General features: G+C 71.6%; 20 protein-coding genes. 13 read left to right on the forward strand and 7 right to left on the reverse strand.

Annotated elements, in window-relative coordinates; genetic code table 11:
* Positions 1–90: 90 nt before the first annotated feature.
* Positions 91–558 (reverse strand): ribose-5-phosphate isomerase, encoded by a 468-nt coding sequence (locus ACWDRB_RS35075; protein WP_350731504.1) that lies wholly within the window; start codon positions 556–558, stop codon positions 91–93.
* A gap of 91 nt (positions 559–649) precedes the next feature.
* Here ACWDRB_RS35075 and def point away from each other — a divergent pair, with 91 nt between their 5' ends.
* On the forward strand, positions 650–1,135 hold the full coding sequence (gene def, locus ACWDRB_RS35080; protein ID WP_192786922.1) for a peptide deformylase: 486 nt from the start codon (positions 650–652) through the stop codon (positions 1,133–1,135).
* Between the two features lie 9 nt (positions 1,136–1,144).
* Positions 1,145–1,876: an SDR family oxidoreductase gene (locus ACWDRB_RS35085; protein WP_449901024.1), complete on the forward strand. Its 732-nt coding sequence runs from the start codon at positions 1,145–1,147 to the stop codon at positions 1,874–1,876.
* A gap of 161 nt (positions 1,877–2,037) precedes the next feature.
* Here the strand turns inward: ACWDRB_RS35085 and ACWDRB_RS35090 are convergent, their stop codons facing one another.
* Together ACWDRB_RS35090 and ACWDRB_RS35095 are read right to left on the reverse strand one after the other, a co-directional pair.
* On the reverse strand, positions 2,038–3,441 hold the full coding sequence (locus ACWDRB_RS35090) for an aldehyde dehydrogenase family protein (protein WP_449901026.1): 1,404 nt from the start codon (positions 3,439–3,441) through the stop codon (positions 2,038–2,040).
* 135 nt (positions 3,442–3,576) lie between these two features.
* The gene (locus ACWDRB_RS35095; RefSeq protein WP_449901028.1) at positions 3,577–4,197 is read right to left on the reverse strand and encodes a mycothiol-dependent nitroreductase Rv2466c family protein; all 621 of its coding nucleotides are present in this window, start codon (positions 4,195–4,197) and stop codon (positions 3,577–3,579) included.
* A gap of 90 nt (positions 4,198–4,287) precedes the next feature.
* Between ACWDRB_RS35095 and pepN the strand changes: the two genes are divergently transcribed.
* The 9 genes from pepN (at position 4,288) to ACWDRB_RS35140 (ending at position 16,914) form a co-directional block, all read left to right on the forward strand.
* Positions 4,288–6,852: an aminopeptidase N gene (pepN, locus tag ACWDRB_RS35100; protein WP_449901030.1), complete on the forward strand. Its 2,565-nt coding sequence runs from the start codon at positions 4,288–4,290 to the stop codon at positions 6,850–6,852.
* A gap of 127 nt (positions 6,853–6,979) precedes the next feature.
* Entirely contained in the window at positions 6,980–8,179 is a 1,200-nt protein-coding gene (locus ACWDRB_RS35105) for an ROK family protein (protein WP_449901032.1), read from the forward strand.
* Positions 8,176–9,072 carry a carbohydrate ABC transporter permease gene (locus ACWDRB_RS35110; RefSeq protein WP_449901034.1) on the forward strand — a complete coding sequence of 299 codons (897 nt, stop codon included), beginning with the start codon at positions 8,176–8,178 and terminating at the stop codon, positions 9,070–9,072. The genes ACWDRB_RS35105 and ACWDRB_RS35110 overlap by 4 nt, the downstream gene beginning before the upstream one ends.
* A 103-nt stretch (positions 9,073–9,175) precedes the next feature.
* On the forward strand, positions 9,176–9,934 hold the full coding sequence (locus ACWDRB_RS35115; RefSeq protein WP_449901036.1) for a carbohydrate ABC transporter permease: 759 nt from the start codon (positions 9,176–9,178) through the stop codon (positions 9,932–9,934).
* 12 nt (positions 9,935–9,946) lie between these two features.
* Positions 9,947–11,203, forward strand: a complete 1,257-nt coding sequence (locus tag ACWDRB_RS35120; protein ID WP_449901038.1) for an ABC transporter substrate-binding protein — start codon at positions 9,947–9,949, stop codon at positions 11,201–11,203.
* A gap of 18 nt (positions 11,204–11,221) precedes the next feature.
* The gene (locus ACWDRB_RS35125; RefSeq protein WP_449901040.1) at positions 11,222–12,364 is read left to right on the forward strand and encodes a glycoside hydrolase family 15 protein; all 1,143 of its coding nucleotides are present in this window, start codon (positions 11,222–11,224) and stop codon (positions 12,362–12,364) included.
* Positions 12,361–14,601 (forward strand): glycoside hydrolase family 31 protein, encoded by a 2,241-nt coding sequence (locus ACWDRB_RS35130; protein WP_449901042.1) that lies wholly within the window; start codon positions 12,361–12,363, stop codon positions 14,599–14,601. The genes ACWDRB_RS35125 and ACWDRB_RS35130 overlap by 4 nt, the downstream gene beginning before the upstream one ends.
* A gap of 10 nt (positions 14,602–14,611) precedes the next feature.
* The gene (locus ACWDRB_RS35135; RefSeq protein WP_449901044.1) at positions 14,612–15,913 is read left to right on the forward strand and encodes a protein kinase domain-containing protein; all 1,302 of its coding nucleotides are present in this window, start codon (positions 14,612–14,614) and stop codon (positions 15,911–15,913) included.
* Between the two features lie 50 nt (positions 15,914–15,963).
* Positions 15,964–16,914: a hypothetical protein gene (locus ACWDRB_RS35140; protein ID WP_355200194.1), complete on the forward strand. Its 951-nt coding sequence runs from the start codon at positions 15,964–15,966 to the stop codon at positions 16,912–16,914.
* On the opposite strand, the gene ACWDRB_RS35145 is transcribed toward ACWDRB_RS35140, so the two are convergent.
* Both ACWDRB_RS35145 and ACWDRB_RS35150 read right to left on the reverse strand, forming a co-directional pair.
* Complete coding sequence (locus ACWDRB_RS35145) at positions 16,911–17,273, reverse strand: DUF5130 family protein (protein ID WP_350731525.1); 363 nt, start codon at positions 17,271–17,273, stop codon at positions 16,911–16,913. The genes ACWDRB_RS35140 and ACWDRB_RS35145 overlap by 4 nt on opposite strands.
* A gap of 7 nt (positions 17,274–17,280) precedes the next feature.
* A complete protein-coding gene (locus ACWDRB_RS35150) occupies positions 17,281–17,571 on the reverse strand; it encodes a hypothetical protein (RefSeq protein WP_397367441.1) in 291 nt (96 codons plus the stop codon).
* A 205-nt stretch (positions 17,572–17,776) separates the two neighbouring features.
* Here ACWDRB_RS35150 and ACWDRB_RS35155 point away from each other — a divergent pair, with 205 nt between their 5' ends.
* Positions 17,777–18,604 carry a nuclease-related domain-containing protein gene (locus ACWDRB_RS35155; protein ID WP_350731529.1) on the forward strand — a complete coding sequence of 276 codons (828 nt, stop codon included), beginning with the start codon at positions 17,777–17,779 and terminating at the stop codon, positions 18,602–18,604.
* 49 nt (positions 18,605–18,653) lie between these two features.
* Here the strand turns inward: ACWDRB_RS35155 and ACWDRB_RS35160 are convergent, their stop codons facing one another.
* On the reverse strand, positions 18,654–19,385 hold the full coding sequence (locus ACWDRB_RS35160) for a TetR/AcrR family transcriptional regulator (RefSeq protein ID WP_355200191.1): 732 nt from the start codon (positions 19,383–19,385) through the stop codon (positions 18,654–18,656).
* 96 nt (positions 19,386–19,481) lie between these two features.
* Here ACWDRB_RS35160 and ACWDRB_RS35165 point away from each other — a divergent pair, with 96 nt between their 5' ends.
* The gene (locus tag ACWDRB_RS35165; protein WP_449901048.1) at positions 19,482–20,264 is read left to right on the forward strand and encodes a thioesterase family protein; all 783 of its coding nucleotides are present in this window, start codon (positions 19,482–19,484) and stop codon (positions 20,262–20,264) included.
* Here ACWDRB_RS35165 and ACWDRB_RS35170 read toward each other — a convergent pair.
* Entirely contained in the window at positions 20,261–22,948 is a 2,688-nt protein-coding gene (locus ACWDRB_RS35170; protein ID WP_449901050.1) for an ABC transporter substrate-binding protein, read from the reverse strand. The two genes, ACWDRB_RS35165 and ACWDRB_RS35170, sit on opposite strands and share 4 nt — an antisense overlap.
* Positions 22,949–23,094 lie beyond the last annotated feature (146 nt).

Genomic DNA, 23,094 nt, shown 5'->3' on the forward strand with positions numbered 1-23,094 from the left:
AAGAAGGGTCTCGATGTCGTTCGTCACAAAACGATCAACGAGGCCCTTCCCCATTGGTGGCTACCGCCCAAGAACTTCGGACTTACTCGTCTAGGGCAGCGAGGGCAGCTGACCGATCGTCTCGTACGTGGTCAGCTGCGCGATGCGCCTGCTGTGGCGCTCGCTGCCGGTGAACACCGTGGTCAGGAAGACCTCCACGAACCTGGTGGCGTCCTCCGTGGAGTGCATGCGCGCGCCGAGGCTGACCACGTTGGCGTTGTTGTGCTCGCGGGCCAGGCCGGCCGTCTCCTCACTCCAGGCCAGCGCGGCGCGGATGCCGCGTACCTTGTTGGCGGCGATCTGCTCGCCGTTGCCCGAGCCTCCGATGACCACCCCCAGGCTGCCGGGGTCGCCGGCGACGCCCTCGGCCGCGCGCAGCACGAACGCGGGATAGTCGTCCTCGGCGTCGTAGACGAAGGGACCGCAGTCGGTGACCTCGTGACCGTGGTCTTTCAGCCAGGACACGAGGTGGTTCTTGAGCTCATAGCCGGCATGGTCGGCACCGATGTAGACACGCACCCGCCCAGTCTTCCACAGCCCCCGCGAATGAGCCTCGCTGGCTAGAGTAAGGACCTCTACCGTTGTCCAGTCCTTACGAAAGTAGATGTCCATGCGTGAGATCCGTGTCATCGGCGATCCGGTCCTGCGCACGCCCGCCGATCCCGTGACGGATTTCGACCGCGAGCTGCGCCGGCTGATCGACGAGATGTTCCAGGCGATGTACGCGGTCAACGGCGTGGGCCTGGCCGGCCCGCAGATCGGCGTGTCGCGCCGGCTGTTCGTGTACGACATCGCCGGGCGCAAGGGTCACGTGCTCAACCCGGTGCTGACCGTCGACGACCCGGAGGAGGTGACGGACGAGGAGGGCTGCCTGTCCGTGCCCGACCGGCAGACGCGGCTGCCGATCTACGCCCCGGTGGCGCGGGCCGCGGGCGTGACCGTCGAGGGGATCGACAGGCTCCAGCGTCCGGTACGGATCAAGGCTCGCGGGTCGCTCGCGCGCTGCTTCCAGCACGAGACCGAGCACCTCGACGGCAAGCTGTACGTCGATCGCCTGCCGCGAAACGAAGCCCGCAAGATCATGCTCCGAGCATAGGTTGGGCGCATGAGCATACTTTCCGGGAAAGGCGCGTTGGTCACAGGAGGATCCAGGGGAATCGGCAAGGCCATCGTGGAGCGGCTGACCGCCGACGGGGCAGAGGTCGTCTTCTGCTACGAGCGCTCGACCGAGGCCGCGGAGCAGGTCGCCAAGGAGACGGGCGCGCACGCCGTACAGGCCGATCTGGGCAGCAAGGACGATCTGGCGCGGCTGTTCGACGAGGCCGGGTCGCGGCTGCCCGGGCTCGACATCCTGGTCAACAACGCCGCCGCCGTGCTCGGGCAGAAGCCCATGGCGGAGATCACGGACGAGGAGTACGAGCGGGTGTTCGCGGTCAACACCCGGTCGGTCTACCTGGCCATGCAGTGGGCCGCGCGGGTGATGCGCGACGGCGGGCGCATCATCAACATCTCCACGCTCAACACGCAGGTGCCCGCTCCCGCGCTGACGCTCTATTGCGGCAGCAAGGGGGCCGTCGAGCAGTTCGCCAAGGTGGCGGCGCGGGAGCTGGGCGGGCGCGGGATCACCGTCAACGTGGTCTCGTCCGGCGCCACCGACACGGACATGCTGCGGGGCGCCAACCCGCCGGAGGCGCTGGAGCAGACGGCGGCGATGACGGCGCTGCGACGGCTCGGGCAGCCCGGCGACATCGCCTCCGTGGTCGCCTTCCTGGCGGGGCCCGACTCGCGCTGGATCACCGGCCAGAACCTCAACGCCACGGGCGGCCTGCTCATCTGACCCACCTCTCTTCCCGTCGGCGCCGCCCCTCACCCACGCAACCCGGGGGGCGGCGCCCCTCACGGATGCCACACCCGGCGCGGCGCGGGCGGGGGGCCTCATGGGGCGGCCCGAGCGTGGCGCGGCACGCACCGGGCCGGGCGCGGGGCGGCGCGGGGGTGTTACAGCTGCATCGCCTTGGTCTCGAGGTATTCCTCCAGGCCCTGCTCCCCCAGCTCCCGCCCCACCCCCGACTGCTTGTAGCCGCCGAAAGGCGCCAGCGGGTTGAAGCGGCCGCCGTTGATGGCCACCTGCCCCGTGCGCAGCCGCCGGGCGACGGCGATCGCGCGGTCCTCGGTGGCCGCCCAGACCGCTCCGGCCAGGCCGTACTTCGTGTCGTTGGCGATCGCGACGGCCTTGTCCTCGCTCGTGTACGGGATGAGCGACAGCACCGGCCCGAAGATCTCCTCCTGCTCGATCGTCATCCCCGACTCCACCGCCGCGAACACGGTGGGCTCCACGTAGTAGCCGCGATCGAGGGGCCGCTCGGTGCCGCCGGCCACCAGCCGGGCGCCTTCCTCCTGGCCCCGGTTGATGTAGCGGACCACGCGGTCGCGCTGGGTGGCGGAGACCAGCGGGCCGATCTTGGTGGAGTCGTCGAAGGGATCGCCGACGGTGTAGCCGCGCGCCGCCTCGACGGCCAGGCGGACGGCCTCGTCGTACTGGTCGCGGTGGACGATCATGCGGGTCCACGCCGAGCAGGTCTGGCCGGCGTTGACGAAGCAGTTGGCGACGCCGACCTTGACGGCCAGCGCCAGATCGGCGTCGGGGAGGATGATGTTCGCCGACTTGCCCCCGAGCTCGAGCGCGACCCGCTTGACGGACTCGGCGGCGAGCGCGGCCACCCTGCGCCCGGCGGCGGTCGAGCCGGTGAAGGAGACCATGTCCACCTCGGGGTGGGCGGCCATGGCCTCGCCGACGACCGGGCCGCGCCCGCTGACCAGGTTGAACACGCCCGGCGGCAGGCCCACCTCGGCGAAGATCTCCGCCAGCGCGTACGCCGCCAGCGGCGCCACCTCGCTCGGCTTGAGCACCACGGTGCAGCCGGCGGCCAGCGCGGGGGCCACCTTGCAGATGATCTGGTGCAGCGGGTAGTTCCACGGCGTGATCGCGGCGACCACCCCGATGGGCTCCTTGACCACCATCGAGTTGCCGACGCGCGACTCGCGGGGGTGGGTCTCGGCGAGCTGCGCGTAGGAGGACAGCACGGTCGCCGGCATGAGCGTCTGCACCCTGCGCGCGAAGCCCAGCGGCGCGCCCATGTCGGTGGCGATCGTCTTGGCGATCTCCTCGGAGCGCTGCTTCAGCAGCTCGGCGGCGGCGCCGAGCAGCTTGCCGCGCTCCGAGGCGGCCGTTTCGGACCAGCCGGGAAAGGCCTTTCGAGCGGCGCCCGCGGCCGACTCGACGTCGTCGGGAGATCCCGCGGGCACACGGTCGATGATCTCTTCCGTGGCCGGGTTGACGACGTCGATCGACTCGTCCGACGCAGAAGCGGTCCAGGAGCCGCCGATGTACAGCTGACGCATAGCCACCATCCTGTCAGGAGCTCAGGTGGCGGTGAGAGGCTTGTCCTGACGCGGGGATAAGTCTTCTACACCGCAAGCAGCGTTCTTCCGCCAGCGTACGATGATTGACCCCTGGAGAATGTGAGAGTTAGAGGGTTAGTCGAATTCGGGGCGCTTGGTCCGGCTGCGCTTCAGCTCGAAGAAATCCTCGAAGGACGTGACGGCGAGCACGCCGTCCCAGAGCCGGCCCGCGTCCTCACCCTTGATGATCTTGGTGATCACCGGTCCGAAGAAGGCGTTGGCGCCGACCCGGATGACCGGGGTGCCGACCTCCTGACCGACGAGGTCGATGCCCTCGTTGTGGGAGGTGCGGATGGCCTCGTCCCATTCGTCGGAGTCGATGGCCTCGATGAGCTCCTCCTCGAGCCCCGTCGCTTCGAGCGCGCCCGCGATGACCTCGCGCAGGCGCTCCGGCTCCTTGCTCAGGCCCTGGTTGTGCAGGCGGGTGCCGAGCTCGGTGTAGAGCGGCCCGAGGATCTGCTCGCCATGCTTGGCGGCCGCAGCGGCGACGACCCGGACGGTGCCCCTGGCCCGCTCGGTCGACTTGCGGTAGTCATCCGGGATGTCCTTGTCCGCGTTCAGGACGTAGAGGGACATGATGCGCCAGCGAGGCTCGATGGGACGGACCTTCTCAACTTCGAGAAGCCATCGTGACGTGACCCATGCGAAGGGACAGGCAGGATCGAACCACAGATCCACGGGAATCTTTTCGCTCATGTGGACCCGTAACCTGAGGTGGATCGGGTCCTATTCCCAGCGTGGCACGATACGGACAAAGTTCGATGAAGTGGTGAAAAGGAGCGCAACTTGGCAGGCAATCTGACCCGGGACGAGGCTCGTGAGCGCGCCCGGTTGATGAAGGTCGAGTCGTACGAGGTCGCACTCGACCTGACCGAGGGAGAGGAGCGCTTCGAGAGCGTCACCACGGTCCGTTTCACCAGCACCCGGCCGGGCGCGTCCACCTTCATCGACCTGCACGGCGCCCACGTGCGCAAGGTGACGCTCAACGGCGAGGACCTCGACGTGTCCGCCTACGACGAGGAGAAGGGCCGCTTCCCGCTCCCGTCGCTGGCCGCGGCCAACGAGCTGCGCGTGGACGCCGACTGCAGCTACATGCGCACCGGCGAGGGCCTGCACCGCTTCGTCGACCCGGTGGACAAGAAGGTCTACCTGCACAGCCAGTTCGAGACGGCAGACGCGCACCGCATGTACGCCTGTTTCGACCAGCCCGACCTCAAGGCCACCTTCCAGCTCACCGTGCTGGCCCCGGCCGACTGGGAGGTCGTCTCCAACGCGGCCGCCTCGGCGGTCGAGGAGCTGCCGGAGCAGGGCGGCAGGCACGGGGCGGTGGCCCCGGCCAGGCGGTGGGAGTTCCCGCCCACGGCGGCCATCTCGACGTACATCACCGCGCTGGTGGCGGGGCCGTACCACAAGGTGACCTCGGAGCACGACGGCATCCCGCTGGGGATCTACTGCCGGGCCTCGCTGGCCGAGCACCTCGACGCCGACAACATCCTCGAGGTCACCCGGCAGGGCTTCGACTTCTTCCACAAGGTGTTCGGGGTCCGCTACCCGTTCGGGAAGTACGACCAGTGCTTCGTGCCCGAGTTCAACGCCGGGGCCATGGAGAACGCGGGCTGCGTGACGTTCCTGGAGGACTACGTCTTCCGCTCCCGGGTCACCGACGCGGTGGTCGAGCGGCGCGCCGAGACGATCCTGCACGAGATGGCGCACATGTGGTTCGGCGACCTGGTCACCATGCGCTGGTGGGACGACCTGTGGCTGAACGAGTCGTTCGCCACCTACATGTCCGTCCTGGCCCAGGCCGAGGCCACCAGGTGGGGCAAGGGCGCGTGGACCACGTTCGCGAACGTGGAGAAGGCCTGGGCCTACCGCCAGGACCAGCTCCCCTCGACCCACCCCATCGCCGCGGACATCCCGGACATGCAGGCGGTCGAGGTCAACTTCGACGGCATCACGTACGCCAAGGGCGCCTCGGTGCTCAAGCAGCTCGTGGCCTACGTCGGCCTGGACAACTTCCTGGCCGGCGTACGCGACTACTTCGCCGAGCACGCCTGGGGCAACACCGAGCTGAAGGACCTGCTCAACGCCCTGGAGCGGACCTCGGGCCGTGACCTGTCGTCCTGGTCGAAGGAGTGGCTGGAGACGTCCTGGGTCAACACGCTGCGCCCGGAGTTCGAGGTGTCCGACGGGCGGTTCACCGGCTTCGAGGTGCTGCAGGAGGCGCCCGCGGAGCACCCGACGCTGCGTTCGCACCGGGTCGCGGTCGGCCTCTACTCGCTGGTGGACGGCGAGCTGAAGCGGACCAAGCGGGTCGAGCTGGACGTGGTCGGCCCCCGTACGAGCGTGGCCCAGCTGGTCGGCGAGGAGCAGCCGGACCTGGTGCTGCTCAACGACGACGACCTCACCTACGCCAAGATCCGCCTCGACGACCGCTCGATGCGGACGCTGGTCGACGGCGGCATCGCGGCGTTCACCGAGTCGCTGCCGCGCGCCCTGTGCTGGTCGGCGGCCTGGGACATGACCCGTGACGGCGAGATGGCCACGCGTGACTACGTCAGGCTGGTCGTCTCGGGCGCCGGCACGCTCAAGGACATCACTGTCCTGCAGGCGGTGCTTCGCCAGGCGCGCATGGCCGTCCAGCAGTACGCCGACCCGGCCTGGCAGGCCGAGGGCCTGGCGCTGCTGGCCGCGGAGCTGCGCAAGCAGCTCGGCCAGGCCGCGGGGGGCTCCGACCACCAGCTCGCGTTCCTGCAGGCGTTCGCGCCGGTGGCCACCTCCGACGCGGACCTCGACCTGCTGCAGCGCATCCTCGACGGCTCCGAGGTGCCCGAGGGCCTGAGCGTGGACGCCGACCTGCGCTGGTCGCTCCTGCACGCGCTGGTCGCCGGCGGCCGGCTGGGCGAGGCCGACATCGACGCCGAGCTCGAGCGGGACCCTACTGCCACGGGTGAGCGGTCGGCGGCGCAGTGCCGGGCCGCGATCCCGACGGCCGAGGCCAAGGCCGCCGCCTGGGAGCGGGTCGTGGGCGGCAAGCTGGCCAACCACATCGCGCGTACGACGATCTCCGGGTTCCAGGACCCGCACCACACCGAGCTGCTGGCGCCGTACCGGGAGAAGTACTTCGCCGAGGTGGGGCGGATCTACCGGGAGTGGACGTTCGACCAGGCGTCGACGTTCGCGGTGGGGTGCTTCCCCGCGCTGCTCATCGAGCCGGAGACGGTGCGGGCCGCGCAGGACTACCTGGAGGCCGAGCAGCCGCCGCAGGCGCTGCGGCGGCTGATCCTGGAGGGCGCCGACGGCGTCAGCCGGGCGCTGCGCAACCGGGAGAAGGACGCCGCGTCCGCCTGACGCGCCGTTTCACGGAGGACCCCTGCCACCGGCGGGGGTCCTTTCGCGTTCCCGGGGGTTGACAGGCACGCGAACCAAGGGGGATATTTCGGGACTAACTTTACTTCTGAAGAAAGTCCCTCATCGCATGGTAAGCACCGATCGCGGAGACCTCACCCGGACGGCGATCCTCGCCCTGCTGGGCACGGTCGGGCCGCTCAGCCGCAGCGAGATCGCGCGCCGGCTCGACCTCAGCCCGGCCACCGTCACGCAGCTCACGCGGGAGCTCATGGGGCACGGGATGCTCGAGGAGCTCGACCTGACGCCGTCGCGCGGCGGGCGGCCCGCCGTGCGGCTGGGGCTGGTCGGGAGCGCGGGGCGGGCGCTGGGCGTCAAGGTGACGGCCGAGCACCTGGTGCTTGTCGACGTGCGGCTCGACGGGGAGGTGCTCGGCTCGTGGGAGCGGCCCTTCGACCCGTCCGCGCCCGACGCGCTCGACTCGCTGGCGGGGGCGATCTCGTCCGTGGTGGCGGAGAGCTCGGCCGATGAGCGGACGCCGCCGCTGCTCGGGATCGGGGTCGGGGTGCCGGGCAGCGTGGACGACCAGGCGGCCGGGACGGTGAACGCCCCCACGCTCGGGTGGCGGGCCATGGCGGTGGGCGACTGGCTGCGGCGCCGGCTCGAACTGCCGGTGCTCGTGGAGAACGACGTGAACGCGCTGGCGGCGGCCGAGCGGCTGTACGGGCGGGGGCGTACGCACCGGGACTTCCTCGTGGTGACGATCGGGCGCGGCGTGGGCGCGGCGATCGTGGCGGACGGACGGGTGTACCGGGGGGCGCGCGGAGGCGCGGGCGAGTTCGGCCACCTGCCGGTGGACCCCGGCGGGCCGGTGTGCGGATGCGGGGCCCGGGGCTGCCTGGAGGCGTACGTCGGCGCCGCCGGCCTGCTCGCCGCGGCCCGGGCCAGGAACGTCCATCTCGATCTGCCGGCGCTCGGCCGGGCCGCCGCCGGGGGCGACGCGGCGGCACGGGAGGTGTTCGCCGAGGCCGGGGCCATCCTGGGGCGGGCCACCGCCGGACTCATCAACGTCGTCGACCCCGAGGTGGTGGTGGTGCTCGGCGAGGGGACGGCCGACTGGCCGCTCTGGCGGGCGAGCTTCGACGCGGCGCTCAGGGCGCAGCTCTACCCGGGCCGGCGCGACATCTCCGTCGAGGTGGAGAGCTGGGACGACACGAGCTGGGCCCAGGGCGCGGCGGCCCTGGTGCTGGCCACCCCGTTCGACGCGGCGGGGGCGGCGGGCGAGCAGGGCCGCCTGGTGCGGGCCCGCCTGATCGGGGCGACGCCGTGACCCCCATCCAGGGCCCGCCCAGGAAGGGCTGGCGGTACGGGGTCACCGTCGCCGTGTTCCTGCTCCCCAGCCTCGTCCCCCTGACCCTCTACACGCTCATCCCGATGCTGGGCTCGTTATGGACGAGCCTGCACGAGTGGGACCTCATCACGGACATGCGCTGGGTCGGCCTGGACAACTACGCCGAGCTGATCGGCGACCCCGAGATCCGGGCGGCCTTCCTGCACACGCTCTCCTTCATCGCCGGCTATCTGCCGCTCGTCTACGTCGGCGGGCTGGGCCTGGCCGTGCTGCTGAACCGGGCGATGCGGGGCCGGAGCCTGCTGCGCGGCATCTACTTCCTGCCGGTGATCACGAGCTGGGTGGTCGTCGCGCTGATGTGGAAGTGGCTGCTCAACCCCGCCGGCGGCGTCGTGAACTGGGCGCTCGGCCTGCTCGGGATCAGCGGCCCCGGCTGGTGGACCGACCCGGACTGGGCGATGCCGTCGATCATCCTGGCCTCGGCCTGGAAGGACCTGGGCTTCGTGATGATCATCCTGCTGGCCGGGCTGCAGGCGATCCCCCGCGAGTACCAGGAGGCCGCCATGGTGGACGGCGCGTCGGCCTGGCGCAGGTTCCGGCACATCACGCTGCCGCTGCTGTCGCCTTCGACGTTCTTCGTGGTCGTGATCTCGCTGATCAACGGCTTCCAGGTCTTCGACCAGGTCAAGATCATGACCGGCGGGGGTCCCGGGGGCGCGACGCAGGTGGTGGTGTCGCAGATCTACGACCTGACCTTCAGGTACGGCAGGGCGGGTGCGGCCTCGGCGCTGTCCTGGCTGCTGTTCGCCGTGGTGCTGCTGGTGACCGTCGTGCAGATCCGAGGTCAGAAGCGGTGGGTGACCTATGGGTAGCCGAGGATGGATCCGCAGCGAAGCGAGGACATCCATCCGAGTCCGCCGAGCGGAGCTCGGCCAGATAGCACGCTACCTGCTGGTCGGGCTGGGTGCGCTGGCGATGCTGTTCCCGTTCGCGTGGGCGGTGATCACCTCCGTCACGCCCGGTGACGCGGTGCTGGCCGTGCCGCCCGACTTCACGCCCGAGGGCGCGAGCCTCGACGCGTACGGCAAGCTGCTGGAGACGTTGCCGTTCTGGCGCATCGTGCTCAACAGCGCCTGGATCGGCGCCGCCTCCACCGCGCTGCAGCTCGTCACGAGCGCGATGGCGGCCTACGCGTTCGCCCGGCTGCCGTTCCCGGGCAGGGGCGCGCTGTTCGCGGTCTATCTCGCGACGCTGATGATGCCGCTGCCGGTGCTGGTCGTGCCGCTGTTCATCGAGATGCGCACGTTCAACCTGGTCGACACGTATTTCGCGCTGCTCGCGCCGACGATCGCCTCGGCGTTCGGGGTGTTCCTGCTGCGGCAGGCGGTCAACCAGGTGCCGCGGGAGTTCGACGAGGCGGCGGTGCTGGACGGCGCCGGACATTTCAGGATCTTTCTGTACGTGGTGCTGCCGCTGATCCGCCCGGCACTGGCCACGTTCGCCATCTTCGGCTTCATGGCCAGCTGGAACAGCTACCTCTGGCCGCTGATCATCATCAAGTCGCCCGAGTTCATGACCCTCCCCCTGGGCCTGGCCACGCTGCACGGCCAGTTCACCACCGAGTGGGACGTGGTCATGGCGGGCTCGGTGGTCAGCGTCGTACCGATCCTCATCCTCTACGTCTTCGCGCAGAAGCACGTCATCGCCAGCGTCGCGCAGAGCGGGCTCAAGTAAAGGAATCCCCCCATGTCCAGACATTTCCTCATCGTCGCGGCGGCCACGGCGCTGCTCGCCTCCGCCTGCTCCCAGGGCTCGGCCACGAAGGCCACGACCGGCGCGGACGGCAGGGTGACCCTGCGGTACTTCACCTTCTCGGCGGCCCCCGACCACGTCAAAGACCTGGACAAGATCGAGAAGGCCTTCGAGAAGGAGAACCCGAAGGTGGACGTGGTCGTCGAGACCGCGCCCTTCGACCAGTACTTCACCAAGCTCCAGACCAGCATCGCGGGCGGCACCGCGCCGGACACCTTCGAGCTCAACTACGAGAACTTCGTCACCTACGCCAGCGCCGGCTCCCTGCTCGACCTCGGCGGCGTGGCGGGCGACGGCGACACCTCGGTCTACGCCCAGGAGTCGCTCAACGCGTTCAAGCGCGAGGGCAAGCAGTACGCCCTGCCCGCGTCGTTCTCGACAGTTGTGCTCTTCTACAACAAGGACCTGTTCGAGAAGGCCGGGGTCGCCCCGCCGACGGCGGACTGGACGTGGGCCGACGAGCAGGCCGCGGCCGCGAAGCTGACGGACCGGAAGAAGGGCGTGTACGGCGACTTCCAGCCGGTGCAGTTCTTCGAGTTCTACAAGACGCTCAAGCAGGCGGGCGGCGAGTTCCTGTCGGCCGACGGGAAGAAGGCGGCCTTCGACAGCCCGCAGGGCGTCAAGGCGGCGCAGTGGCTGGTCTCCAAGGTGGGCAAGACCATGCCGACCGAGGCGGAGATCGGCGGCACCGCCGACTACGACACGAACCTCTTCAAGTCCGGCAAGCTCGCCATGTGGCACAACGGCATCTGGCAGTTCGCGGGGCTGAAGGACGTGCCGTTCGAGTGGGACGTGGTCGTCGAGCCCGGTGACGCCACCAAGGCCAGCGCGGTCTTCCACAACGCCGTCGCCGCCTCCGCCACCACGAAGCACGCCAAGGAGGCGTGGGCGTGGGCCCGCTTCCTGTCCTCGTCGGACACCGCGGCCACCACGCGCGTCGAGTCCTCCTGGGAGCTGCCGCCGGTCGCCGACCAGCAGGTGCTCGCCGGCTACCTCAAGGACCCGAAGCCGGCCAACCGGCAGGCCGTGTTCGACTCGCTCAAGTCCATCGCGCTGCCGCCGGTCATCAAGCGGCAGCAGGAGATGCAGGACGCGGTGACCAAGCAGCTCGGCGAGGCCGCAGCCGGGCGCAAGCCGGTGGCGGACGCGCTCAAGGCCGCCGCCGCCGACGTGAACGCCCTGCTCGGCTGATCATTAGGAGAGTTCTCGTTGTCCCTCGTCGCGCACAGCCTCGACGTGATCAAGAGGTTGCAGTCCCCCACCGGGGCCTATCCGGCCTCGCCCACCTTCTCCGCCTACCGCGGCTACTCGTGGCTGCGGGACGGGGCCTTCATCGCCGAGGGGGTGAGCAGGCACGGCGACGTGGCCGGGGCGGACGCCTTCCACGCCTGGTGCGCCCGCACGGTCGGCGACCGGGCGGGCCAGGTGGACGCGCTGGTCTCGCGGGCCGCCCGGGGCGAGGCCGTACCGGTCGCGGAGATGTTGCCGACCCGCTTCACCCTCGACGGGGTGGACGGGGACGACGACTGGTGGGACTTCCAGCTCGACGGGTACGGGACGTGGCTCTGGGCGCTGCGCGAACACGCCGCGCGGCACGGCAGGGCGGTCCCCGGGGTCGAGAAGGGGGTCAGGGCGACCGTCCGGTACCTGACGGCGTTCTGGCACCTGCCCTGCTACGACTGGTGGGAGGAGCACGTCGAGCAGCGGCACGTGGCCACGCTCGGCGCGATCCACGCGGGCCTGCGGGCCGCTGCCGCGCTCGGCGTGCTGAGCGCGGCGGAGGAGGCGTCGGCCGCCGAGGCGGTCGAGGGCATCGCGGCGCTGGTGGAACGCGACGGCCTCATCCGGGACGGGTCCCTCGCGGCGCCGGTGGAGCGGGACGGCCTCACCCGGGACGGGTCCGGCCCGCCGCGGCTGCGGAAGTGGCTCGGCGGCGACGCCGTGGACGCGAGCCTGCTCGCGTGCGTGGAGCCGTTCGGCCTCTACCCGGCCGCGCACCCCGTCGGGGCGGCCACGGTCGCCGAGGTGGAGCGCGTGCTCGCCAGGGACGGCGGGGTGTACCGCTACCTCGCCGACACCTTCTACGGCGGGGGCCGGTGGGTGCTGCTGGCCGGTTTCCTCGGCTGGAACCACGCCAGGGCGGGACGCCCCGCCGAGGCCCGGCGTTACCTGGACTGGATGGCCGCCCAGGCCACCCCCGGCGGTGACCTGCCCGAGCAGGTGTCCGACCTGCTGCTGGCGCCCGGGCGGCGGCAGGAGTGGCTCGACCGCTGGGGGCCCGTGGCCACGCCGCTGCTGTGGTCGCACGGCATGTACCTGATCCTCGCCGACGAGTTGGGAGTACACGCATGATCCGGCATCGGCCGCACGGCTCCGGGCACCCGTACGCCGAGACCGAGGACCAGCGCGTCCCGGCCAGACCCGTGGACGGGGAGCCGGTGGAGCTGCGGGTGCGGGCCTCGGCGAACGTGACCGCCGTGGTGTGCGAGTGGGCCGCCGACGGCGCGCCGCCGATCGAGCTCCCTCTGACCAGGAGCGACGGCGGTACGCGGGCCGGCGCGGGCGTGGACGGCGGCCATCTCGCCGCCGCCCAGGCCAGGGCCACGCGGGCCGCCGCCGGGTCGTGGGCCGTGCGGACGCCCGCGCTGCGGGCCGGGCACCGCTACGCCTACCGCTTCCGCGCCACGGCCGCCGGCGGCGGGACCCGTACCGGCAGGTGGTTCGAGGTGTCGGCGGCGAGCTGGTCGGACGACGGCGGGAAGCTCGACGTCACCGGCGCCGACCGGATCGTCCCGGGGAGTGTGCGGTGGCTGTCGGACGGCGACGGGCCGCTGCGGGTGCGCTTCGAGCTGGAGCTGGGGCCGGAGGAGCACGTCGTGGGGTTCGGCGAGCGGTTCGACGCCGTGGACCAGCGCGGACGCGAGCTCGACGCGGTCGTCTTCGAGCAGTACAAGGCGCAGGGGCGGCACGGCCGCACCTACCTGCCGATGCCGTTCGCGATGGTCGTGGGCGGGCCCGCGAGCTGGGGCTGGCACGTGCGGACCTCGCGGCGCACCTGGTACGACGTGGGAGCCTCGACGCCCGGCCGGGTGCGGGTGGAGGCCGAGGTGGGCCGGGACGGCGAGCTGGGCGTGCGCTTCCACGACGGCGCCGCGCCCGCCGACGTCCTGCGCGGCTTCCTCGACGACGTCGGGCGGCCCACGGAGCTGCCGCCGTGGGTGTTCCGGCTGTGGGCCAGCGGCAACGAGTGGAACACGCAGGAGCGGGTGCTGGCCGAGATGGACCGCCACCGCGAGCACGGCATCCCCGTCGGCGCGCTGGTCATCGAGGCGTGGAGCGACGAGAGCACGTTCACGGCGTTCAGGGGGGCCGAGTACGAGCCCTCCCAGGAGCCGCACCGCCTGGCCGACTACACCTTCCCGCCCGACGGGCCCTGGCCCGACCCCAAGGGCATGGTGGACGAGCTGCACCGCAGGGACATCAAGGTGCTGCTCTGGCAGATCCCGCTGCAGAAGACGCGCCCCCACCCGCGGCACCAGGCCGCCGTGGACGCCGGGCAGCTCGTCGAGCGCGGGTACGGCGTGCGCGAGCCCGACGGCCGCCCTTACCGCAACCGTGGCTGGTGGTTCCCGCTCGCGCTCATGCCCGACCTGTCCTCCCAGGAGGTACGCGACTGGTGGACGGCCAAGCGCCGCTACCTGGTCGAGGAGGTGGGCGTCGACGGCTTCAAGACGGACGGCGGCGAGCACGCCTGGGGCCACGACCTGCGCTACGCCGACGGGCGCGACGGCGCGGCGGGCAACGGGCTGTTCCCCGTCCACTACGCGCGTGCCTTCGGCGACCTGCTGCGGTCGTGCGGCAAGGCGCCGGTGACGTTCAGCCGGGCGGGGTTCGCCGGGTCGCAGCCGCACGGCGCGTTCTGGGCCGGGGACGAGGACTCCACGTGGGAGGCGTTCAGGTCCTCGATCAGGGCCGGGATCACAGCCTCCGCCTGCGGGATCGTCTACTGGGGCTGGGACCTGGCCGGCTTCTCCGGCGAGGTGCCGGAGGCGGAGCTGTACCTGCGGGCGGCGGGGGCGGCGGCGTTCATGCCGATCATGCAGTACCACTCGGAGTTCAACCACCACCGCGCGCCCCTCAGGGATCGCACGCCGTGGAACGTCGCCGCCCGGACCGGGGACGAGCGGGTGATCCCGGTGTTCCGGCGGCTGGCCGAGCTGCGTGAGCGGCTGGTGCCGTACCTGGTGGAGCAGGCCCGTACGGCGGTCGGCGGCGGCGCGCCGCTCATGCGCGGCCTGTTCTTCGACCACCCGCGCGACCCGCGGGTCTGGCGCCACCCTCTGCAGTACAAGCTCGGGGACGCGCTCCTCGTGGCCCCCGTGACCGAACCCGGCATTTCGGAAATTTCGGTCTACCTTCCGGACGGCGACTGGATCGACGTCTGGACCGGGCGCGACCTGGCGGGCGGCCGGGAGGTGACACTGCCCGCCGCCCTCGATCACCCGCCCGTCACCTGCGCGAAGGAGCACTGGACACGCCTCGCGGGAGTGTTCACCGACTTGCCAAAAGCACGCCGGACACGATGTTAGCCTCGGTAGCGTGCTAGGGGCCGGGACCACTCTCAATGATCGCTACGTGCTCGCCGACCGCCTCGGCGGCGGTGGCATGGGCGAGGTGTGGCGTGCCGACGACACGGTTCTCGGGCGCGCGGTGGCGGTCAAGGTGCTCATGCCCGCGTTGTCGGAAAGCCCGGCGTTCATCCAGCGCTTCCAGAACGAGGCCCGCGCCATGGCCACGCTCCGGCACCCCGGCGTGGTCGACGTCTACGACTACGGCATCTGCGAGGTCGAGGGCCGCCAGGTCAGCTTCCTGGTGATGGAATACGTGCGCGGCGAGTCGCTCGACCGCGTCCTGCGGCGCGGCCCGCTCGGCGCCGAGGCCACCATGCGGCTGATCGCGGAGGTCGGCGACGCGCTGGCCGCCGCGCACGCGCAGGGCATCGTCCATCGCGACGTCAAACCCGCCAACCTCATGATCAGGACCGACGGCGGCGTGGTGCTCACCGACTTCGGCATCGCCCACTCGGCCTCGGCCGGCCATCTGACGGCCACGGGAACGATGCTCTGCTCGGCCGGTTACTGCGCCCCCGAGCTGGCCACGGCCAGCGACGTGACGCCCTCGGTCGACGTCTACGCCCTGGGCGTGGTGGCGTACGAGTGCCTGACGGGAGAGCTCCCGTTCCAGGGCGACACACCCGTACAGATCATCTTCAAGCACCTCAACGCCCCCATCCCGCAGCTGCCTCACGACGTGCCTCGCGGGCCGCGCCAGGTGGTGGCGCGGGCGCTGGAGAAGACGCCCGACCGGCGCTGGCCGTCGGCCGCCGTGATGGCGGAGGCCGCGCGCAAGGCGATGGACGCCCCGGACCGGCCGCTCGACCGGCCGCTCGACCGGCCGCTCGTGCCGCGCCGCCACCGCACGCTGCGGGCGGTGCTGACCGCGGCCGTCGCGGTGGTCGTCTCGGGGGTGGTGGCGGGGTCCGTCTGGCTGCGCCCGGCCGGCCCGGCGACCACCGTCGACGAGGTGTCGCCCACCGTGGACGCCACCTCGGTCACCGCCACCCCGCCCACGCCGAGCACCAGGAGGCCGTCCACGCCTCCGGCCAGGCGCGGGCCGACCCCCAAGCCGACGGCGACCGGCAGCGTGACGCACGTGCCGAGCCCCAGCGCCTCGGTCTCCGCCACCCCGACCGCGACGCCCACCCCCTCGCCGACCACCTCGGAGCCCGAGCCCACGGCGGAGCCGACCACGGCCGGTCCGGAGGAGCCCCCGACCGCCGATCCCACGATCAGCCACTCTTCCGGCGAGATTCAGTGCATCCGCTCCCCGTGCCCGGGATGACGGTCTTTTGCGTGTCCTCGGCCGCTCGCCGATCGTGAGAGAGTCGTCGGGTGGACTCGACTCGTGACCTGCTCGTCGCCCTGGCCCGCCGCTATGCCTTCGCCGATCTCGGCGCGCTCGCGCCGGCCGCGGAGATCGCCGAGGTCTGCGAGTTCGGTCACCGGTTGCTCTCGCTCGACGCCGAGGACTTCGCGGCCGAGGCGAAGGGCGTCCCGGCCGACCTGCGGCGGCGCGCCCGGGCCTGTCACATGCCGCAGACGCCGCGCGAGCAGCCGCGTGGGGCGCTGGAGTCGCTGCGGCCCGCGTACGGCCTGCTGCTCGAGGTGATCGCCGCACGGTGGCACCGGCGCGAGCTGAGCCCGATGATCGCCGCGGTCCACATCGCCAGCGAATACCTGCCGCTGCTGGCCTTCGAGCCCCAGCTCGGCCATGCCGGCGACCCGGCCCGCTGGCCCGAGGGGCTGAGCGCGCCGGGGAGCCGTTTCGGCGTGATCGGCGACCGGGAGTGCGACCACACCAAGTCCGAGCAGTCCGCCACCAACCGGACGCTGCGGGTGTCCCTGGAGCCGGGCGAGGGCTGGCGCGCGTACTTCGACCGGCAGCACAGCCAGGTCGCCGGCGCGCTCGCCGTCTGCGTCGCCACCTGCCGCAACCCGTGCACGGCCATGGACTGGATCGCGCCCGAGCCGCGCGCCGACCTGCATGTCCGGGCCCGCACGGCGCTCACCTTCGCCGACACCCCCCTCGTCCGGCTGCGGCACGCGGCCCCGGTGGGGCACGGGTTCGGGGTGCCGTCGCCCGAGGAGGTGCTCGACGCGTGGGAGCGCAGCCGCGCCGCCCTCGACAAGAACCCCGTCGGGGCCGCGGCCATGCAGGACGACGGGTTCCCGCTGCCCGGGCTGCCCTCGCTGTTCTCGGCCGTCGCGACCGCGCCCATCGAGCCCGCGACGCTGCTGAGCGGGGTCAGCGAGCACATCGTCGACCTGCTCCAACGCCTCTAGCGGCGGGCGGTGGCCTGCTCCCCCAGGGCGCCGATGCCGTAGAGGAGGCCGCCCACCAGATCGCCCACGCTGAACGCCGTCGCCATCGACATCGCCGTGAGCCGGCAGGAGCCGTCCGTCAGCCGCCTGCGGGCGTTCTCCCCCGTCACGATCTCCAGCGCGCGGCCCTTCAGGTCGACGAGGAGCACCACGGCGTCGCCGGCCTCCTCGCCCAGGGCCGCGTGCAGGCGTTCGGCGAAGTGGCGGCGCGAGCCCACCGGATCCCCCAGGAACACCCCGAACCGCAGCCCGCTGCGCCGCTCGGCGGTGTGCAGGGCGCGCCTGACGTCGTCGGCCTGTGCGGCCGTCAGTCCTCGCATCGTCACATCACCATCCCGCGGAAGCCCCGCCGAGGTGTCCGCCGGGCTCGGCCGTCTCGGCGGCGGCCACCCAGTCGTGCTCCGGGACGTCCGCCCAGTGCGCCACCCGGTCGGCCAGCACCAGGTCCGAGGTGCTCACGCCACGCTCGCTCCTGGACGGGCCGCCCAGCCACACCGGGCCGGACTCCACCCGGCGCTGCGCGCTGCGCCCCGGCAGCAGGACCAGCAGGCTGATCACGATGAACAGCCCGAACGACACCCCGATGAGAAAGAGCAGAATCTCGCCTGCGCTGTGCACACCTTGAACGTAATCCCGATGTGAGCAGCGGGCCAGACCCCACCTGGGAGTGTCCACCAGGTAAGATCTTTTTTGAGACGACATCTCTAGAGAAGAACGTAGAACATACCCCGAAAACATGCGTGGAACACGATGAGCTGGGCCATAAAACTATGGACAGGGCAACACTAGGAATCGTTCCGATCTCCGAGCTACGGTGAGTTACGTGGACTCCGACATCCAGCGTGAAGACGGTCACAATGCGTCACCAATCTGGGTGAACGACCGGCCAGAGAGCGAGCAGACCGCTGCCGCGAAGCCTTCGGCGCCCACCTCCACGTACGCGCCCGTCGAGCGCGCGTCCGTGCGTAGCCTGCTGCAACAACCGCAGTTCCACCGCCTGCGCAACCGCGCGCTGGTGGGGATCGGCGTCGCGGTGGTGGTGGGCTTCCTCGTGAGCGACTGGCGGCTGGGCGTGACCGCGGGTGTGATCGCGGCCGTCGCCGAGGCGGTCTATCGCTCGCGATCCCATTCGTCCGTGCCCGCCTGGCGGCGCACATCCGTGGCGGAGCGCCGCACCGAGGCGCAGCTGCGCAAGCTCGAACGCAGCGGCTATCGCACGCTCCACGCCAGGGCGATCCCCAACAGCGAGGCCCAGATCGACCATCTCGTGGTGGGCCCGACCGGCGTGTACGCGGTCGACTCCGAGAAGTGGGACAAGCGGCTCCCGGTGCGGGTGCAGATGGGCAAGAAGCTCTTCCACGGCCCCTTCGACAAGAAGGCCCGCCTCACCGAGGCGAAGTGGGAGGCGTCGCAGGCCAGCGAACTGATCACCCAGTCGTTCGGCCGCGAGGTCTCGGTCGTGCCCTCGCTCGCCATCTACGGCCCGCCGGTGCCGTGGAAGATCATGACCATCCGCGGCGTGGACGTCTACCAGGGCGACCGCGCACGCAAGTGGATCACCAAGCGGGAGCGGGCCCTGACCGACGGCGAGATCGACCGGATCTTCGACATCGCCGCCCAGGTCCTGCCCGCCCGCTACGGCGAAGACTAGGCCCCGGCCCGGGCATACCCGTTCGATATGGCGGGGTCCGGGCCGACGGTCATTCCCCAGCCCCGCCGGGCTCGTCCCCGCGGGGCTTTTCCACGCCCGAGGCCACGCCCGAGGCCAGGCGCGCGCCGAAGTCGTCCAGGGCCACGGCCAGGTCCGCGCTCGGCGGGAGCGTCTGCGGCAGGCGCGAGTACAGCGCGGTGCCGAACCCGGCGACGCGGACGATGTGGTCGATGAGCGCCTCCCTGTCGCGCGGCCACGGGAACGACGGCTGGGCGATCAGCAGCGAGACGCAGCCGTGCACGGCCGACCACATGCCCAGCGCGAGCTCCTCGGGGTCGCCCTCCAGCACCCGTGTCTCCACGCAGGCCGAGACCGCGTCGACCATGTGACGGAAGCACTCGGCGGCGGCCGGCGGCACGCCCGGCCCGGCCGTGGCCCGCATCATCAGCACCCGGTACTGCACCGGATGTTCCAGGGCGAAGCGGGCGTAGGCGCGCCCGCACCTGCCCAGGGCGAGGAACGGGTCGCCGCCCAGGTTCTCCCTGAACATCCGGCCGAACTCGCCCCAGACCCGCATGCAGACCGCCTCGACCAGCGCCTCCTTGTCGGCGAAGTGCAGGTAGACGGAGGGCGTGGAGACGCCGGCCCGCAGGGCGACCGCGCGTAGCGTGAGCGCGTCCTCGCTGCCGGACTCGGCCAGCAGGTCCTCGGCGGCCCGCAGGATCTCCTCGCGCAGCAGCGCTCCCTCTCCGCGCCTGGCGCGTACGCGTCTGGTGGTCATGGGTCTCAGGTTGACGCCGTCAGGTTAACGATGTCAATCTGAGGCCCTGGGGAAGGGATTTACTGAAAAATGGGGAATTTTAGCGAAGCGACCGCCTTGACCGATCGCGGCGAAGGCGAGTTCGGGGCCGTGCTGGACGCCCAGTGGAGCGTCGGCAACCGGCTGCACGGCGGCTACCTGCTGGCCGTGCTCGCCAGGGCCGCCTGTGAGAGCCCGGCGGGCGCGGGCCACCCGCACGTGACGGCTGTCAGCGGCTCCTTCATCGAGCCGCCCGAGCCCGGCGAGGCCGTGGCCCGGGTGGAGACGCTGCGGGTCGGCAGGAGCGTGGCCCAGGTCAGGACCGCGCTGGTGCAGGAGGGCCGCATCCGCGTCGAGTCGCACATCACGCTCGGCCTACTGGACGACACCGGCCCCTGGTGGTCGTCGCAAGAGCCGGTCGAGCTGCCGCCCGAGGAAAACTGCTTCCTCGCTCCCACCAACCCGCCGGGCACGGACCTCACGGTGCCGCTGATGGCCGTGGTCGAGGAGCGCATCGTCCCCGAGCACCTGTCCTTCGCGTTCGGCGCCCCCACCCGGGCCGGCGTCATCGCGAGCTGGCAGCGGCTGGCGGACGGCTCCGACTGGGACCCGCTGAGCCTGCTGGTGGCGCTCGACCCGGTGCCGCCGGTGTCGTTCGACCTGGGCCTGTCCGGGTGGGTGCCGACGATCCAGCTCTCGGCGTACATCCGCAGGCTGCCCGCTCCCGGGCCGATCAGGGTGCGGCTGGCGGCCACGGACGTCGGCGGCGACCGGATGGACGAGGTGGCCCACGTCTGGGACGACAAGGGCCGCCTGGTGGCCCAGGCGACCCAGCTCGCCGCCGTACGGCTGCCGTCCTAGCGGTAGATCTCCGGGACCGAGGCGCACCACGGGAAGATCTCGCTCCGGCTGGAACGGGTGACGTCGCCGCACAGGCCGACCTGGGTCGGCCGCTCGGCCCCCTTGGCGTGCAGGATCAGCACGGCCTTGTCCAGGGGATACTGCCGGGGCGAGTCCGCGCCGAAGTCGAGCGCGCCCGTGGCGCCCTCGATGGCGTGCCCGCTCTGGTCGGGCGTGTAGAGCGTGCCGAGCTGGCGCCAGACGGTGTACGAGTTCACCGGCACGCGGTGCCGCTCCCTGCCCAGCCGCCGGATGGCGGTGATCATCGTCTCGGTCGCGTCGTAGGCCAGGGCGGCGTGCCCGTCCAGCGTCCGCCCCGGCCCCGGCTCCTCGCACTCGAAGGGGAACGTGGCGAACAGGGTCGCGTAGAAGTCGTGCCGCTGCGGCTCGCCGCACTTGTTCGGGGCGGCGGCGAACGACTCGTAGTAGTAGCCCACGCCGCTGACGGCCGATCTGACGCGCACGTCCGCGGCGTACCTGGTGACGTCGTCGCCGCCGAGGATGGTCGGCGGCGCGTCCGCGCACTTGTCGGCCACCCCCTTCACGAACTCGGCGAAGTCGGGAATCCCGCGCCCGGCGAAGTACACCAGCCCGTCGAACCCGCACGCCGACACCCCCGCGTCCCTGGGCTCCCCCGCGTAGGGGTCGTCGCTGCGGTCGTCGGGGCCCGGCTTGGCCCCTCCGACGGGCGTGAACCTGAGCCCCTCCACCGCGAACCCGCGCTCCTCCATCCGGGCGACGACCCGGGCCCTGAGGTTGGAGGCGTAGTAGTCGGTCACGTCGTGCGAGTAGTAGACCCGGGCCCGCCGCTTCACCTCGCCCTTCTTGACCAGCGAGTCGGCGAAGGCGGCCGCCATCCACGCCTGGCGGGAGTTCTGCGGGGCGACCTGGAAGTAGAACGGCGACTCGTTCACGAGGCGGTCGGCCGACAGCGTCGAGGCCACCATGGGCAGCCCGGCCTTGCCCAGCTCCTGGATGGCCGCGACGGTCTCCTGGCGGCTCTGGTCCAGGCCCACCACGCCCACGATGGGCGCCTCCTCGTCGCGGTAGCGCAACAGCAGCCGGGCGATGCTCGAGCCGTGCTGCATCCTGCCGCCCGCGTTCGCCAGGAGGATGCGGACCAGCGGCTCGCTGGCGCCGGCGGAGTTGTTCTGCCGCCTCTGCGCGATGGCGACGCCCGCCAGGCCCTCGCGGGCGGCGGCCAGCGTGTCCCGGTCCGTGGAGGTGAGCGCCGCGAGGTAGGCGATCGTCACGTACGGCCGGTCGCCGCCCTCGTGCAGCTTCGCGGCCCGCTCGTTCTCCTGCTGGAGCACGGCCTGGACCTGCCGCATCTCGGTGTTGCCCGGCGAGAACAGGTAGTCGGGCTCGGCCACGCCCACGCACTCGGTGCCGGCCAGCTGCCTGCCGCTCTCCGTCCACGGCGTCCACAGGCCGGTCGCGCAGGCGTTGCGGTGCCAGGCTGCGGTCTGGCCCGCGTACGCGCCGACCATGCCCGCCAGGGCCATCCAGAACAGCGCGATGGCCGTCCGGGACGACCACCACGGGGCCATGCGAGCGGGCGGCACCCAGGCGGGGTCGGCGACGTCGTACCTGGTGAGGTCGGCGGGCACGGCCGGGGCCGAGATGGTGAGCGGCGTGTCCAGCACCCGCCGCCACGTGTCGCGGTCCTCGGCCGTGACCAGCTCACGGCGCCAGCGGATGAGCCGCAGCAGCGCCTTGTCGTCCTCCGGGAGCACAGCGTGCGGCGTGTAGGAGACCACCACGACCGGATCGAACCTGCCGAGGTCCGCGCGCCGCTCCTCGATGAGCTCGACGAGCGCCTCGCCGTGCTCGTTGAGCAGCAGGAGCGGGTAGAAGACGTGGCCCGCGCCCCGCACGTGCAGCGGGGAGCGCCGGTACTGCCCGCTCAGGTCGTCCATGAACGCGCGCAACAGCAGCCGCGCGACGGCCGGCTCGTCGGCCGGATCCAGGTCGGCCAGCAGGGCGGCGACGCCGGACGCCTTGGGGCCGTCGCCCGACAGCGCCCGCCGCAACCAGCGGAAGCGCCCGCCGAGCCCGGGCACCCGCCCGCTGAGCCGCAGGTCGTGCAGGAAGCCGGGTAACAGCTTGAGCAGCAGGTTGAGCGGGAAGGGGACGTGTTCGGCGCCCCTGCCCGCGGTGTCGACGCCCCACCCCCAGTTGCGGTCGGACTCGCGCAGCACGCGGCGGGCCTGGTCCTCCTTGCCGTGCGACTCGGCCAGCCGCTCGACGATCAGGGCGGTCAGCTCGTAGCGGGGGAAACGCAGCCTCGTGCCGCGCAGCGCGGACACGATCCGGGAGAGGATCTCCAGCACCCCCTCGCCCGGCTGGATGTCGGGCCGGGCACGCGGGATCCCGCGCGAGATCACGTGGGTGGCCTGCCTGCCCTGCGGCGCCAGGATCTGTGGCCAGTCCCCCGCCTTGCTCAGCTGGACCAGCGGGACGCCCATCCGGTCGACGTGCTCTTTCGTGTCCTGCCCACCTCGCCACCTGGCCAGCAGCGGCTGCCTGGCGACGTGCGGCGAGTCCTGGACCCCCTCGCCCTTGGCCGGTCTGCGGCACAGGCGGTCTATCGTGTGGATGAAGTTGCCGACAGGGTCGTCGAGCATGACTGCCCCGTTGCTCATCTGATCTCTGTAACACGAGTCCGGGCGCGGACGGCTGCTTTTTCGGGCTCGATCCGGTAACCAACCGTCCGATGTGTGGACACGTGTCTCAGTTGCCGGGCAGTGGCCGTAACATGTGAAGACTCGCTAGCGATGGGAGATGCGCA

The sequence above is a fragment of the Nonomuraea sp. NPDC003707 genome, assembly GCF_053587055.1.

Excerpts from the sequence above, each read along its gene's own strand:
- def (WP_192786922.1), top strand. The coding sequence starts at position 650 with ATGCGTGAGATCCGTGTCATCGGCGATCCGGTCCTGCGCACGCCCGCC.
- ACWDRB_RS35085 (WP_449901024.1), top strand. The coding sequence starts at position 1,145 with ATGAGCATACTTTCCGGGAAAGGCGCGTTGGTCACAGGAGGATCCAGG.
- ACWDRB_RS35090 (WP_449901026.1), bottom strand. The coding sequence starts at position 3,441 with ATGCGTCAGCTGTACATCGGCGGCTCCTGGACCGCTTCTGCGTCGGAC.
- ACWDRB_RS35095 (WP_449901028.1), bottom strand. The coding sequence starts at position 4,197 with ATGAGCGAAAAGATTCCCGTGGATCTGTGGTTCGATCCTGCCTGTCCC.
- ACWDRB_RS35105 (WP_449901032.1), top strand. The coding sequence starts at position 6,980 with ATGGTAAGCACCGATCGCGGAGACCTCACCCGGACGGCGATCCTCGCC.
- ACWDRB_RS35115 (WP_449901036.1), top strand. The coding sequence starts at position 9,176 with ATGCTGTTCCCGTTCGCGTGGGCGGTGATCACCTCCGTCACGCCCGGT.
- ACWDRB_RS35120 (WP_449901038.1), top strand. The coding sequence starts at position 9,947 with ATGTCCAGACATTTCCTCATCGTCGCGGCGGCCACGGCGCTGCTCGCC.
- ACWDRB_RS35130 (WP_449901042.1), top strand. The coding sequence starts at position 12,361 with ATGATCCGGCATCGGCCGCACGGCTCCGGGCACCCGTACGCCGAGACC.
- ACWDRB_RS35145 (WP_350731525.1), bottom strand. The coding sequence starts at position 17,273 with ATGCGAGGACTGACGGCCGCACAGGCCGACGACGTCAGGCGCGCCCTG.
- ACWDRB_RS35160 (WP_355200191.1), bottom strand. The coding sequence starts at position 19,385 with ATGACCACCAGACGCGTACGCGCCAGGCGCGGAGAGGGAGCGCTGCTG.
- ACWDRB_RS35170 (WP_449901050.1), bottom strand. The coding sequence starts at position 22,948 with ATGAGCAACGGGGCAGTCATGCTCGACGACCCTGTCGGCAACTTCATC.